We start from the raw sequence: 13,521 nt of genomic DNA, 5'->3' as shown, positions 1-13,521 counted from the left end.
GTGCCGGTGGCTCCTCAGGGGGCGGGGCCACCGGCACCGCGGCACGCCACGGCACGACGAGCGGCCCCGCGGGCGTCAGCAGCCGTCGGGGCCGCAGACGTCGCCGCCCGCGACGGCGGCGAGGGGGTTCGCCTCGCGCCACCCGGCGTCGAGCAGCTGGGTGAGCACCTCGGCCGGCTGCGCGCCGGAGACCGCGTACCTCCGGTCGACCACGAAGAACGGCACGCCGGTCACGCCCAGCGCCCGCGCCTCGGCGAGGTCCGCGCGCACGGCGTCCGCCGCGTCGTCGCCCGCCAGCGCGGCGGCGACGCGGTCCGAATCCCAGCCGTGGTCGGCGAACCCGACGCGTCCGGCGAGCGCCACGAGCGCCCCCTCCGCGCCGAGGTCCGCGCGCTGCTCGAAGTGCGCGGTGAACAGCGCCTCCGTCGTGGCGTCGACGAGCGGTGCGCCGCCCGCCCGCGCCGCGAGGTGCAGCAGGCGGTGCGCGTCGAACGTGTTGAAGGCCAGGGTGCGGTCGAAGTCGTACCGCAGCCCGTCCGTCGCGGCGACGGCCGTCACGTGCGCGAACATCTGCCGCACCTGGTCGCGGTCGAGGCCCTTCATCTCGGCGAGGGCGTCGACCTCCGGGCGGCCGGGCCCGGCGGCCGTCTCCGGCGACAGCTGGTAGGAGCGCCACACGACCTCGACGTGCTCGCGGTGGGGGAACCGCTCGAGGGCGGCGGCGAACCGGCGCTTGCCGATGAAGCACCACGGGCACGCGACGTCGGACCACACGTCGACGCGGATCCTGCGGGGTGGGGCGGACAGCGGGCCGGTGAGGGGCGTGAACGGGGTGGCGGGGGAGGTCGTCACGGGAGGAGCAGCACCTTTCCGGTGGTGGCGCGCCCCTCGAGGGCGCGGTGGGCGGCGGCAGCGTCGGCCAGGGGGAGCGTGGCACCGACGCGTACCTGCAGCGCACCGGCCGCGGCCGGCTCGGCGACCTCGCGCCAGCGCCACGCGCGCTCGTCGGCGGTCGCGAGGTGGTGCCCGAGGGTCGGGCGTGTCACGAACAGCGAGCCCGCGGAGTTCAGGCGCTGCAGGTCGAACGGCGGCACCTGCCCCGACGAGCCGCCGAACAGCACCAGGGTGCCGCGGGCGCGCAGGGAGGCGAGGGACGCGTCGAACGTGTCCTTGCCGACGGAGTCGTAGACGACGTGCACGCCGTGCCCGCCGGTGAGGTCGCGGACGAGCGCGGGGAGCTCGGCGGTGAGGTCGGACAGCTCGCGGTAGCGGATCACGTCCGCGGCCCCGGCGGCCCGCGCGAGCGTCTCCTTCTCGGCCGTGCCCACGGTCGCGATCACGCGGGCGCCCCGGGCGGCGGCCAGCTGGGTGACGAGCAGGCCGACGCCGCCGGCCGCGGCGTGCAGGAGCACGTCGTGCCCGCGCTCGAGCGGGAAGGTGGAGGCCGTGAGGTAGTGCGCGGTCATGCCCTGCAGGGGCAGCGCGGCCGCGGTCCGGTCGTCGAGGCCGGGCGGCACGACGAGCGCGGCGCGCTCGGGCACGGCGACGAGCTCGGCGTAGGACGCGGGGGCGTCGGCCCACGCGACGCGGTCGCCCGGCGCGAGGGTCGTGACGTCGGCCCCGACGGCCACGACCTCGCCGGCGCCCTCGGACCCGACGACGTGCGGGTAGGACACCGGGTACGTGCCTGTGCGACGGTAGGTGTCGATGAAGTTGACCCCGGCCGCGGCGAGCCGGACGAGCACCTCGTCCGGCCGTGGTTCCGGCTCGGGGGCGTCGACGACCTCGAGGACCTCGGGCCCGCCCGCGCGGGCGGCGACGACTGCGCGCATGACCGTCGCAACCGTGGCGCGGGCGGCGGTGTTCCCGCAGGTCGGCACCGCCAGCGTTGGTATGTTTGTGCGTACCCCTGTATGTTCATGCACATGACGTTCTCGGTCGCGGTCGCCGGCGCCAGCGGGTACGCGGGCGGCGAGATCCTCCGCCTGCTGCTCGACCACCCCGAGGCGCACATCGGTGCGCTCACCGCGCACAGCAACGCGGGCTCGACCCTGGGGGACCACCACCCCCATCTCGTGGACCTCGCGGACCGCGTCCTCGCCCCCACCACCGCGCAGGCGCTCGCGGGCCACGACGTCGTCGTGCTCGCCCTGCCGCACGGGGCGAGCGGCGCCGTCGCGGCCGAGCTCGAGGCGCTCGGCGAGGACCCCGTCGTCCTCGACCTGGGTGCGGACCACCGGCTCGTCGACGCCGCCGACTGGGAGGCCTACTACGGCAGCCCGCACGCCGGCACGTGGACCTACGGCCTCCCGGAGCTGGTCGTCGCCGAGACCCTCGGCCGCCAGCGCGACCGGCTCGCGGGGACGCGGCGCATCGCCGTGCCGGGGTGCAACGTCACCGCCGTCACGCTCGGCCTGCAGCCGGGGGTCGCCGCGGGCCTGCTCGACACCACCGACCTCGTCGCCGTCCTCGCCGTGGGCTACTCCGGCGCCGGCAAGTCGCTGAAGCCGCACCTGCTCGCCTCCGAGGCGCTCGGCGCCGTCGTCCCGTACGCGGTGGGCGGCACCCACCGGCACGTCCCCGAGATCGCGCAGAACCTGCGCAGCGCCGGGGCGTCGGACGTGCGGACGTCGTTCACGCCGGTCCTCGTCCCGACGGCGCGGGGCATCCTCGCCACCGCGACGGCCCGCCTCGCGCCCGGCGTCTCCCTCGGCGAGGACGAGCTGCGCGCCGTGTGGCGCGCCGCCTACGCGGACGAGCCGTTCGTGCACGTGCTGCCGGACGGCCGCTGGCCGACGACGGCCGCGACGACCGGCGCGAACACCGCGCACGTCCAGGTGGCCCTCGACGCGCGCGCCGGTCGCGTCGTCACGGTCACCGCGATCGACAACCTCGTCAAGGGCACCGCCGGTGGTGCGGTGCAGTCCCTCAACCTCGCGCTCGGCCTGCCCGAGACGCTCGGCCTCCCGCGGAACGGAGTCGCCCCGTGACCGACCACCTCGGACCCGCCCTCGAGGGCACGTCGCCGGGCACGTCGCCGGGCGTGACCGCCGCCGCGGGCTTCCGCGCGTCCGGCGTCACGGCCGGCCTCAAGGCCTCCGGCACGCCGGACCTCGCGCTCGTCGTCAACGACGGCCCGCGCCAGGTGGGTGCCGCCGTCTTCACCACCAACCGTGTCGTGGGCGCGCCGGTGCTGTGGTCGCGCCAGGCCGTGTCGGACGGCGTCGTGTCCGCCGTCGTGCTCAACTCCGGCGGCGCGAACGTCGGCACGGGCCCCCGCGGCTTCCAGGACGCGCACGCGACGGCCGAGAAGGTGGCGGACGCCCTGGGCGTCTCCGCCGGCGACGTCGTCGTGTGCTCGACCGGCCTGATCGGCGTGCCGCTCGCGAGCGACAAGCTGTTCGCCGGCATCGGACCGGCCGTGGCGGCGCTGAGCGACAGCACGGGGCCGGACGCGGCGACCGCGATCATGACCACCGACAGCGTGCCGAAGACCGCGCACGTGCGCGTCGAGACGCCGGACGGCGCGTTCACCGTCGGCGGCATGGCCAAGGGCGCGGGCATGCTCGCCCCCGCGATGGCGACCATGCTCTCGGTGCTCACGACGGACGCGGACGTCGACGCGGCGACCGCGGACGCCGCGCTGCGCGCCGCGACGGGCGCGACGTTCGACCGGGTCGACTCCGACGGCTGCATGTCGACCTCGGACACCGTGACGCTCCTGGCCTCGGGCGCGAGCGGCGTCACGCCGCCCGCGGACGTCCTCGCCGACGCCGTGCTGCGCGTGTGCGCCTCCCTCGCACGCCAGCTCGTGGCCGACGCCGAGGGCGCCTCGCACGACATCGCCGTGCACGTGCAGGGCGCCACCACCGAGGACGCCGCCGTGGCCGTGGCCCGCGCCGTGACGCGGTCGAACCTGTTCAAGGCCGCGATGTTCGGCAACGACCCGAACTGGGGCCGGATCATCGCCCAGGTCGGCACGGTGCCGGAGGACGTCGCCCCGTTCGACCCGGCGGCGCTCGACGTGACGATCAACGACCTGCAGATCTGCCGCGCCGGCGGCGCCCACGAGGACCCCGCCCAGCTCGACCTCGCCGCGGCGCGGGAGGTCCACGTCGTGGTCGACCTGCACGCGGGCGACGCGTCCGCGACGGTCTGGACCAACGACCTCACGCACGACTACGTCCACGAGAACAGCGCGTACTCCACATGAGCGGCACGAGCCCCGACCTGCCCCCGGTGCCCGACGACTTCGTCTTCGACACGCGCACCGACCTGCGCCCCGACCAGAAGGCGGAGGTCCTCATCCAGGCGCTGCCCTGGCTGCAGCAGTTCTCCGGCGCGCTGGTCGTCGTCAAGTACGGCGGCAACGCGATGGTCGACGACCGGCTCAAGCGCGCCTTCGCCGAGGACATGGTGTTCCTGCGCCAGGTCGGGCTGCGCCCCGTCGTGGTGCACGGGGGTGGCCCGCAGATCAACGCGATGCTCGACCGCCTCGGCATCGAGAGCGAGTTCCGCGGCGGTCTGCGCGTCACCACGCCGGAGGCCATGGAGGTCGTCCGCATGGTCCTCACGGGCCAGGTCTCGCGCGAGCTGGTCGGGCTGCTGAACAGCCACGCACCGCACGCGGTGGGCCTGTCGGGGGAGGACGGCGCGCTCTTCCAGGCGCGGCGCCGCACCGCCGTCGTCGACGGCCAGGAGGTCGACGTCGGCCTCGTCGGCGACGTCGTGCAGGTGAACCCCGGCGCGGTGCTCGACCTCCTCGACGCGGGGCGCATCCCGGTCGTCTCCACGGTCGCGCCCGACGTCGACGACCCCACGCAGGTGCTCAACGTCAACGCCGACACCGCCGCGGCCGCGCTCGCGGTCGCGCTCGGCGCGCGCAAGCTCATCGTGCTGACCGACGTCGAGGGCCTGTACACCGACTGGCCGAACCGCGACAGCCTCGTGCGGCGCATCCGCGCGTCGGACCTCGCGACGCTGCTGCCCCGCCTCGACGCCGGCATGCGCCCGAAGATGGAGGCCTGCTGGCGCGCCGTCGAGGGCGGTGTCCCGCGCGCCCACGTCATCGACGGCCGCGAGGCGCACTCGATCCTCGTCGAGGTCTTCACGTCCGACGGCGTCGGCACCATGGTCCTGCCCGACGTCGACCCGGCCGACAACCCCTCCACGGTCCCGGTGCCCCGGGTCCGTGCCGCGCAGGAGGACGCCCCGTGACCGAGCCCACCGCCGCAGCCGCACCGCCCGCCGCACCGCCCGCCGCATCGCCCGCCGGGACGCCCGCCGCGCCCGCGACGACCACCGCGAGCAGCACCCCGCCGTCCGCCGCCCGGCACCGCGCCGAGGCGCCGGACGACGCGCTCCCGCTGCCCGCCGGCGCAGGGTCCGTCGCCGAGTGGACGGACCGCTACACGCACGCCGTCATGGACACGTTCGGGCCGCCCCAGCGGGTGCTCGTGCGCGGCGAGGGCCCGTACGTGTGGGACGCCGACGGCCGCCGCTACCTCGACCTGCTCGGCGGCATCGCGGTCAACTCCCTCGGCCACGCGCACCCGACCCTGACGGCCGCGGTCAGCGCGCAGCTCGGCACGCTCGGCCACATCTCCAACTTCTTCGCGAGCCCGACGCAGATCGCGCTGGCGGAGCGCCTGCTCGCCCTCGCGGGCGCGCCGGAGGGCTCGCGCGTCTTCCTCACCAACTCGGGCACCGAGGCGAACGAGGCCGCGTTCAAGCTGCTGCGCCGGCACTCGGCCGGCCGCCGCCCGCGCGTGCTGGCGCTCGAGGGCGGTTTCCACGGCCGGTCCATGGGGGCACTCGCGCTGACGAGCAAGGCGGCGTACCGCGAGCCGTTCGAGCCCCTGCCGGGCGGCGTGGAGTTCCTGCCGTTCGGCGACACGGACGCGCTCGAGGCCGCGTTCGCCGACGGGGGTGACCGGGTCGCCGGCCTCGTGGTCGAGCCGGTCCAGGGCGAGGCCGGCGTGCGTCCCCTGCCGCCGGGCTACCTGGCGCGCGCCCGCGAGCTCACCGCACGGCACGGCGCCCTGCTCGTGCTCGACGAGGTGCAGTCGGGGATGGGACGCACGGGCCGGTGGTTCGCGCACCAGCACCCGCATCTCGGCGGTGGCGTCGTCCCGGACGTGGTGACGGTCGCCAAGGGCCTGGGCGGCGGCTTCCCCGTCGGCGGGCTCGTCGCCTACGGGCCGGACGTCGCGTCCCTGCTCGGCCGCGGCCAGCACGGCACGACGTTCGGCGGCAACCCCGTCGCCGCCGCGGCCGCGCTCGCCACGATCGGCGTCATCGAGCGCGACGGGCTGCTCGCGCACGTCACGGCGCTCGGGGAGCGGCTGCGCGCGCGCCTCGCCGGCACCGGCAGCCCGCTGGTCCGCGAGGTGCGCGGCGAGGGCCTGCTCATCGCCGTCGAGCTGACCGCGCCCGTCGCGGCGCGCGTCGCGGCGGACGCACTCGACGCGGGCGTCGTCGTCAACCCGTGCACGCCCACGACGCTGCGCATCGCGCCGCCGTTCGTGCTCACCGACGAGCAGGCGCAGCCGTTCGTCGACCTCGTGGCCGCGCTGCCGGCCGAGATCGCGGAGGACGTCTCGTGACCCGGCACTTCCTGCGCGACGACGACCTCACCCCGCACGAGCAGACGACGGTCCTCGAGCTCGCGCTCGCGTTCCGGGGCGACCGGTTCGTGCGGACGCCGCTCGCGGGCCCGCGGGCGGTCGCGGTCATCTTCGACAAGCCGACGCTGCGCACGCAGGTGAGCTTCACGGCGGGCATCGCCGAGCTCGGCGGGTACCCGCTCGCGGTCGACGGGACGCTCGCCCGCATCGGCGTCCGCGAGTCGATCGCCGACACCGCACGGGTGCTGGGCCGTCAGGTCGCCGCGGTGGTCTGGCGCACGCACGCGCAGACGCGGCTCGACGAGATGGCGGCGGCCGCCGGGGTGCCCGTGGTCAACGCCCTCACCGACGAGTTCCACCCGTGCCAGGTGCTGGCCGACCTCACGACCGTCGCGCAGCACCGCGGCGGCGTCGCGTCGCTGCCCGGCACGACGCTCGCGTACGTCGGTGACGGTGCGAACAACATGGCGCACTCGTACCTGCTCGGCGGTGCGACGGCGGGCCTGCACGTGCGCGTCGGCACCCCGCCGGACGCGCTGCCCGACCCGGACGTCGTCGCGGCCGCGCAGGCCGTCGCGGCCACCACGGGCGGCTCGGTCGCCGTCGTGCACGACCGCGACGCGGCCGTCGCCGGCGCCGACGTCGTGGCGACGGACACATGGGTGTCGATGGGCCAGGAGGACGAGGCAGGGGAGCGCGCCGACCGCTTCACCGCGTTCCGGCTCGACGCCGACGCGCTCGTGCTCGCCGCCCCCGACGCGCTCGTCCTGCACTGCCTGCCGGCGTACCGCGGCAAGGAGATCACCGCGGACGTGCTCGACGGCCCGCAGTCGGTCGTCTGGGACGAGGCCGAGAACCGCCTGCACGCCCAGAAGGCGCTCCTGACGTTCCTCCTGGAGCGGTCGTGAGCACGACGGGCGCGATCCCGTCGACGAAGGCGGCGCGCCACGCCCTGATCACGAGCCTGCTGTCGCGGGGGTCGGTGCACTCCCAGGGCGAGCTCGCCGAGCTGCTCGCCGACGAGGGCGTGCACGTGACGCAGGCGACGCTGTCGCGCGACCTCGTCGAGCTGCGCGCCGTGAAGATCCGCACGCCGTCCGGGGCGCTCGCGTACGCCGTGCCGCAGGAGGGCGGCGACCGCACGCCGGCGACGACCGACACCGAGATGCTCGCGGCGCGCCTGGCGCGCCTCTGCGCGGAGCTGCTCGTGACGGCCGAGGCCTCCGGCAACCTCGTGGTGCTGCGCACGCCGCCGGGTGCCGCGCAGTTCCTCGCGTCCGCGATCGACCACTCCGTGCTGCCGAACGTCCTCGGGACGATCGCGGGCGACGACACCGTGCTCGTCATCTCGCGCGCCGCCGACGGCGGCGAGGCGGTCGCGGCGCGCTTCCTCGCGCTCGCGGGCGAGGGCTGAAACCGGTTATGCATATCTCCGCGTGAGGATGTATGTTCATGCATGCTGACGTTGCCGAGAACGGAGAGAACCTGACATGACCGATCGCGTCGTCCTCGCGTACTCCGGGGGGCTGGACACCTCGGTGGGCATCGGCTGGATCGCCGAGGCCACCGGCGCCGAGGTGATCGCCGTCGCGGTCGACGTCGGTCAGGGCGGGGAGGACCTCGAGGTCATCCGCCGCCGCGCGCTCGACTGCGGTGCCGTCGAGGCGTACGTCGCGGACGCCCGCGACGAGTTCGCCACCGAGTACTGCATGCCGGCCCTCAAGACCAACGGCCTCTACCTCGACCGCTACCCGCTCGTCTCGGCGCTGTCGCGGCCCGTCATCGTGAAGCACCTCGTGCGCGCGGCCCGCCAGTTCGGCGCCACCACGGTCGCGCACGGCTGCACGGGCAAGGGCAACGACCAGGTCCGCTTCGAGGTCGGCATCACGTCGCTCGCGCCGGACCTCACGTGCCTCGCGCCCGTCCGGGACCTCGCCCTCACGCGGGACAAGGCGATCGAGTTCGCCGAGAAGCACGACCTGCCGATCGAGACGACGAAGCACAACCCGTTCTCCATCGACCAGAACGTGTGGGGCCGCGCGGTCGAGACCGGCTTCCTCGAGGACATCTGGAACGGCCCCACCAAGGACGTCTACACGTACACCGACGACCCGACGTTCCCGCCGGTCGCCGACGAGGTCGTCGTCACGTTCAGCGAGGGCGTCCCGGTCGCGCTCGACGGCGTGCCGGTCACGCCGCTGCAGGCGATCCAGGAGATGAACCGCCGCGCGGGCGCCCAGGGCGTCGGCCGCATCGACATCGTCGAGGACCGCCTGGTCGGCATCAAGTCGCGCGAGGTCTACGAGGCGCCGGGCGCGATCGCGCTCATCGCGGCGCACCAGGAGCTCGAGAACGTCACGGTGGAGCGCGAGCAGGCCCGCTTCAAGCGGGGCGTCGAGCAGCGCTGGACCGAGCTGGTCTACGACGGCCAGTGGTTCAGCCCGCTCAAGCGCTCCCTCGACGTCTTCGTCGAGGACACGCAGCGCTACGTCTCCGGCGACGTGCGGCTCGTGCTGCACGGCGGCCGCGCGACCGTCTCGGGCCGCCGCTCGGACGCGAGCCTGTACGACTTCAACCTCGCGACGTACGACACGGGCGACACGTTCGACCAGTCGGCCGCCAAGGGCTTCATCGAGATCTACGGGCTCAGCTCCAAGCTGGCCGCGGCGCGCGACGTCAAGTTCGGGAACGCGCCCGACCTCGGGCACCAGGGCGGCATCGCGCGTGCCTGAGGAGACGATCCCCGCGACGCCCGGTGAGGGCCCGCTCGCCCTGTGGGGCGGACGCTTCGCGTCCGGCCCGGCGGCGGCCCTCACCGAGCTGTCGCGCTCGACGCACTTCGACTGGCGGCTCGCCGACGACGACATCACCGGGTCGGTCGCGCACGCGCACGTCCTGCACGCGGCCGGCCTGCTGACCGACGCCGAGGTCGCGGGCATGGAGGACGCCCTCGAGCGCCTGCGCGCCGACGTCGCCGCCGGCACCTTCGCGCCGACGCCCGACGACGAGGACGTGCACACGGCGCTCGAGCGCGGGCTCATCGAGCGCGCCGGCGCGGACCTGGGCGGCAAGCTGCGCGCCGGACGCTCGCGCAACGACCAGATCGCGACGCTCGTGCGCATGTACCTGCGCCGCCAGGCACGCGTCCTGTCGGGCATGGTCCTCGACGTCGTCGACGCGCTGGTCGCGCAGGCCGAGGCTGCGGGCGACGCGCCCGTGCCCGGTCGCACGCACCTGCAGCACGCGCAGCCCGTGCTGCTCGCGCACCACCTGCTCGCGCACGCGTGGCCCCTGCTGCGCGACGTCGAGCGCTGGGCCGACTGGGACCGCCGCGCCGCGGTGTCCCCGTACGGGTCGGGCGCGCTGGCGGGCTCGTCCCTCGGGCTCGACCCGGCCGCCGTGGCGGCGGAGCTCGGCTTCGACGCGCCGGTCGAGAACTCGATCGACGGCACGGCGTCGCGGGACGTCGTCGCGGAGTTCGCGTTCGTCGCCGCCATGGTCGCGGTGGACCTCTCGCGCCTCGCGGAGGAGGTCGTCCTCTGGGCGACCAAGGAGTTCGGGTTCGTGCGCCTGCACGACGCGTACTCCACGGGGTCGAGCATCATGCCGCAGAAGAAGAACCCGGACGTCGCCGAGCTCGCACGCGGCAAGGCGGGGCGCCTCGTGGGCGACCTCACCGGTCTCCTGACGACGCTCAAGGGCCTGCCGCTCGCGTACAACCGCGACCTGCAGGAGGACAAGGAGCCGGTCTTCGACCAGGTCGACCAGCTCACGGTGCTGCTGCCCGCGTTCGCGGGCATGGTCGCGACGCTCACGTTCGACACCGGGCGGATGGCCGCGCTCGCGCCGCAGGGCTTCTCGCTGGCGACCGACATCGCCGAGTGGCTCGTCCGCGAGGGCGTGCCGTTCCGCGTCGCGCACGAGGTGGCCGGTGCGTGCGTGCGCGCGTGCGAGGAGCACGAGCCGGCGCTCGAGCTGTGGGACCTGACCGACGCGCAGCTGCAGGCGATCTCACCGCATCTGACGCCGGGCGTCCGGGCCGTGCTCTCCGTCGAGGGCTCGCTCGCGTCGCGGTCCGCGCACGGCGGCACGGCACCCGTGCGCGTGGCGGAGCAGCTCGGCCGGGCACGCGACGCCGCGGCGCGGCTGCGGGCGTCGCGCGCCTCCTGATGGGGGAGCGGCCCGGGGCGGCGGCGGGGCACGCTGCCGCAGGACCGCCCGACGCGGACGCGGTCGCCGGCGCCCTCGCCGACCGCGTGCTCGACGGGCCCCGCCGGCTCGGCCCCGTCCGGCTCGTCTGCGTCGACGGCCCCGCCGGGTCGGGCAAGACGACGGCGGCGGGCCGGCTCGCCGCGCAGGTGCGGGTGCGCGGCGCGGGTGCCGACGTGCTGCACCTCGACGACCTGTACGCCGGCTGGCGCGGGCTCGAGGGCTCGCTGTGGCCGCGCCTGTCCGCCCAGGTGCTCGAGCCGCTGCGCCGCGGCCTGCCGGGGCGCTACCAGCGGTTCGACTGGCCGTCCGACCGGTTCGACGACTGGGTCGACGTGCCCGTCACCGACGTCCTCGTCCTGGAGGGGTGCGGGTCGGCGCGGCGCGCGGCCGACGCCGTGGCGACCCTCCGCGTGTGGGTCGAGGCGGCGCCGGACCTGCGCCTGCGGCGCGGGCTCGAGCGCGACGGCGAGGCCGCGCTGCCCCACTGGCGCACGTGGATGGCGGACGAGGACGCGCACTTCGCGCGCGAGGGGACGCGCGGACGGGCCGACGTCCGGCTCGACGCCTTTGGCATGATGACCGCGTGACCGTCGAGCCGGAGCCCGCTCCCGGGGACGCGCCGCCCCCGGGCGGCGTCCTCGGCCTCGGCCCGGTGCCCGCACGCACGTGGTACGCGCGGGACGTCCTGCAGGTGGCGCGCGACCTGCTCGGCGGCTACGTGACCACCCGCACGCCCGAGGGTGCCGTCACGGTCCGCCTGACCGAGGTCGAGGCGTACGGCGGCGAGGACGACCCCGGCTCGCACGCCTTCCGCGGCCGGACGCCGCGCAACGCGGCGATGTTCGCCGAGCCCGGACGGCTCTACGTGTACCGGCACATGGGCCTGCACCACTGCGTCAACGTCGTGACGCAGCCCGCCGGGCGGGCGTCGGCGGTGCTGCTGCGCGCCGGCGAGGTCGTCGACGGCGCCGAGCTCGCGTGGGCGCGCCGCGAGCGGTCCGGCGTGGTGGACAGCGCGCGGCAGCTCGCGCGCGGACCGGCGCGGCTGGCCGTGTGCCTCGGTCTCGACCTCGCGGCGAACGGCTGCGACGTGACGGAGCCCGGTGGCGCGGTGGTCGTGCGCCGGCGCGACACGGGCACCGTGCTGCCCGCCGTCGCGACGGGACCGCGGGTCGGCGTGTCGGGGCCGGGTGGCGACGGCGGCGCGCACCCCTGGCGGCTCTGGCTGACGGACGAGCGGACGGTCTCCGCGTACCGCCCGGCGTATCGGTCGCCGGCGTCGGCAGACGCCCCGCGCGGGGCGACGACGTCGGCCTGAGGCCCGTGCCCCTGCGCGCCGCCTCCCGGACCACCCGACCGCACGACCACGACCCCGGGCGCCCCGCGCCCGCGAGGAGGAGACAGACGTGAGCAGCATCCTCGACGAGCTCGAGTGGCGGGGCCTCGTCGCCCAGACCACCGACCGCGACGCGCTGGTCCAGGCGCTGGACGCCGGGCCGGTCACGTTCTACACGGGCTTCGACCCGACGGCGCCGAGCCTGCACCACGGGCACCTCGTGCAGCTCGTGCTCATGCGGCACCTGCAGCTCGCGGGGCACCGCCCGCTCGCCCTCGTCGGCGGCGCCACGGGCCTGATCGGCGACCCGCGCATGTCGGGGGAGCGCGTGCTGAACACGCCCGAGACGGTGGCCGAGTGGGTCGGCCGCCTGCGCGCCCAGATCGAGCGCTTCCTCGACTTCGAGGGCCCCGACGCCGCCGTCATGGTGAACAACCTCGACTGGACCGGCGGGCTGTCCGCGATCGACTTCCTGCGCGACGTCGGCAAGCACTACCGCCTCGGCACGATGCTCGCGAAGGACACGGTGGCGCGGCGGCTCGCGAGCGAGGAGGGCATCTCGTTCACGGAGTTCAGCTACCAGATCCTGCAGGGGCTCGACTTCCGCGAGCTGTTCCGCCGGCACGGCTGCACGCTGCAGACCGGCGGCAACGACCAGTGGGGCAACCTGCTGTCGGGCGTCGACCTGATCCGCAAGACCGAGCGCACGCCCGTGCACGCGCTGACCACGCCGCTCATCACGAAGGCCGACGGCACGAAGTTCGGCAAGTCGGAGGGCGGCGCTGTCTGGCTCGCGCCCGACATGATGACGCCGTACGCCTTCTACCAGTTCTGGGTCAACACGGACGACGCCGACGTCGTGCGCTACCTCAAGGTCTTCACGTTCCGCAGCCGGGCGGAGATCGCGGAGCTGGAGGAGTCGGTGGCGAGCCGGCCGGCGGCGCGCGAGGCGCAGCGGACGCTGGCGTACGACGTCACCGCCCTCGTGCACGGCACGGGTGCCGCGGACGCCGTCGTCGCCGCCAGCCAGGCGCTGTTCGGACGGGGTGCGCTCGAGGACCTCGACGCCGACACGTTCGCGGCCGCCGTGGCGGAGCTGCCCACAGCGCGCGGCGGAGCGGGCGACGCCGTCGTCGACCTCCTCGCCGCCACGGGCGTCGTGCCCAGCAAGGCAGCCGCCCGTCGCGCGGTGGCCGAGGGCGGGGCGTCCGTGAACAACGTGCGGGTCACGGACGAGGACGCCGTCCTCACCGCGGACCACCTGCTGCACGGGCGCTGGGCGGTGCTGCGGCGCGGCAAGCGCACGCTCGCCGTCGTCGACGCCCGGGCCTGAGGTCGCGCACTGCC

13 protein-coding genes are annotated in these 13,521 nt (G+C 75.5%); 11 read left to right on the top strand and 2 right to left on the bottom strand.

Annotation, left to right across the window (positions count from 1 at the left end; all coding sequences use genetic code 11):
• Positions 1 to 75: 75 nt before the first annotated feature.
• On the bottom strand, positions 76 to 852 hold the full coding sequence (locus ACFUMH_RS15495; protein WP_378207450.1) for a DsbA family protein: 777 nt from the start codon (positions 850 to 852) through the stop codon (positions 76 to 78).
• Positions 849 to 1,832: a quinone oxidoreductase family protein gene (locus tag ACFUMH_RS15490; RefSeq protein WP_378207447.1), complete on the bottom strand. Its 984-nt coding sequence runs from the start codon at positions 1,830 to 1,832 to the stop codon at positions 849 to 851. Before ACFUMH_RS15490 ends, ACFUMH_RS15495 begins: the two co-directional genes overlap by 4 nt.
• A 93-nt stretch (positions 1,833 to 1,925) precedes the next feature.
• Here ACFUMH_RS15490 and argC point away from each other — a divergent pair, with 93 nt between their 5' ends.
• The 11 genes from argC to tyrS all read left to right on the top strand — a co-directional run bounded on the left by argC (position 1,926) and on the right by tyrS (position 13,507).
• Complete coding sequence (gene argC, locus ACFUMH_RS15485) at positions 1,926 to 2,990, top strand: N-acetyl-gamma-glutamyl-phosphate reductase (protein ID WP_378207445.1); 1,065 nt, start codon at positions 1,926 to 1,928, stop codon at positions 2,988 to 2,990.
• A complete protein-coding gene (argJ, locus tag ACFUMH_RS15480; protein ID WP_378207441.1) occupies positions 2,987 to 4,213 on the top strand; it encodes a bifunctional glutamate N-acetyltransferase/amino-acid acetyltransferase ArgJ in 1,227 nt (408 codons plus the stop codon). The genes argC and argJ overlap by 4 nt, the downstream gene beginning before the upstream one ends.
• Positions 4,210 to 5,217: an acetylglutamate kinase gene (argB, locus tag ACFUMH_RS15475; RefSeq protein WP_378207438.1), complete on the top strand. Its 1,008-nt coding sequence runs from the start codon at positions 4,210 to 4,212 to the stop codon at positions 5,215 to 5,217. The genes argJ and argB overlap by 4 nt, the downstream gene beginning before the upstream one ends.
• Positions 5,218 to 5,366: 149 nt before the next feature.
• A complete protein-coding gene (locus ACFUMH_RS15470) occupies positions 5,367 to 6,605 on the top strand; it encodes an acetylornithine transaminase (protein ID WP_378207453.1) in 1,239 nt (412 codons plus the stop codon).
• The gene (argF, locus tag ACFUMH_RS15465; RefSeq protein WP_378207435.1) at positions 6,602 to 7,534 is read left to right on the top strand and encodes an ornithine carbamoyltransferase; all 933 of its coding nucleotides are present in this window, start codon (positions 6,602 to 6,604) and stop codon (positions 7,532 to 7,534) included. The genes ACFUMH_RS15470 and argF overlap by 4 nt, the downstream gene beginning before the upstream one ends.
• Positions 7,531 to 8,040 (top strand): arginine repressor, encoded by a 510-nt coding sequence (locus ACFUMH_RS15460; RefSeq protein ID WP_378207432.1) that lies wholly within the window; start codon positions 7,531 to 7,533, stop codon positions 8,038 to 8,040. The genes argF and ACFUMH_RS15460 overlap by 4 nt, the downstream gene beginning before the upstream one ends.
• Before the next feature lie 76 nt (positions 8,041 to 8,116).
• Positions 8,117 to 9,358: an argininosuccinate synthase gene (locus tag ACFUMH_RS15455; RefSeq protein WP_378207428.1), complete on the top strand. Its 1,242-nt coding sequence runs from the start codon at positions 8,117 to 8,119 to the stop codon at positions 9,356 to 9,358.
• The gene (gene argH, locus ACFUMH_RS15450) at positions 9,351 to 10,796 is read left to right on the top strand and encodes an argininosuccinate lyase (protein ID WP_378207425.1); all 1,446 of its coding nucleotides are present in this window, start codon (positions 9,351 to 9,353) and stop codon (positions 10,794 to 10,796) included. The genes ACFUMH_RS15455 and argH overlap by 8 nt, the downstream gene beginning before the upstream one ends.
• Positions 10,796 to 11,425 carry a uridine kinase gene (locus ACFUMH_RS15445; RefSeq protein WP_378207422.1) on the top strand — a complete coding sequence of 210 codons (630 nt, stop codon included), beginning with the start codon at positions 10,796 to 10,798 and terminating at the stop codon, positions 11,423 to 11,425. The genes argH and ACFUMH_RS15445 overlap by 1 nt, the downstream gene beginning before the upstream one ends.
• Positions 11,422 to 12,156 carry a DNA-3-methyladenine glycosylase gene (locus tag ACFUMH_RS15440; protein ID WP_378207419.1) on the top strand — a complete coding sequence of 245 codons (735 nt, stop codon included), beginning with the start codon at positions 11,422 to 11,424 and terminating at the stop codon, positions 12,154 to 12,156. The genes ACFUMH_RS15445 and ACFUMH_RS15440 overlap by 4 nt, the downstream gene beginning before the upstream one ends.
• Before the next feature lie 88 nt (positions 12,157 to 12,244).
• Positions 12,245 to 13,507 carry a tyrosine--tRNA ligase gene (gene tyrS / locus ACFUMH_RS15435; RefSeq protein WP_378207415.1) on the top strand — a complete coding sequence of 421 codons (1,263 nt, stop codon included), beginning with the start codon at positions 12,245 to 12,247 and terminating at the stop codon, positions 13,505 to 13,507.
• The last annotated feature ends 14 nt before the right edge of the window (positions 13,508 to 13,521 follow it).

The organism is Cellulomonas sp. NPDC057328, assembly GCF_042667215.1.
Classification (GTDB): domain Bacteria; phylum Actinomycetota; class Actinomycetes; order Actinomycetales; family Cellulomonadaceae; genus Cellulomonas.
The sequence above is the reverse complement of the archived record's forward strand: the minus strand, read 5'-3'. Positions and strand labels throughout refer to the sequence as shown.

Bases quoted from the DNA above. Each gene is read 5' to 3' on its own strand.
- ACFUMH_RS15490 (WP_378207447.1), bottom strand. From the start codon at position 1,832: ATGCGCGCAGTCGTCGCCGCCCGCGCGGGCGGGCCCGAGGTCCTCGAG.
- argC (WP_378207445.1), top strand. From the start codon at position 1,926: ATGACGTTCTCGGTCGCGGTCGCCGGCGCCAGCGGGTACGCGGGCGGC.
- argB (WP_378207438.1), top strand. From the start codon at position 4,210: ATGAGCGGCACGAGCCCCGACCTGCCCCCGGTGCCCGACGACTTCGTC.
- ACFUMH_RS15455 (WP_378207428.1), top strand. From the start codon at position 8,117: ATGACCGATCGCGTCGTCCTCGCGTACTCCGGGGGGCTGGACACCTCG.
- ACFUMH_RS15445 (WP_378207422.1), top strand. From the start codon at position 10,796: ATGGGGGAGCGGCCCGGGGCGGCGGCGGGGCACGCTGCCGCAGGACCG.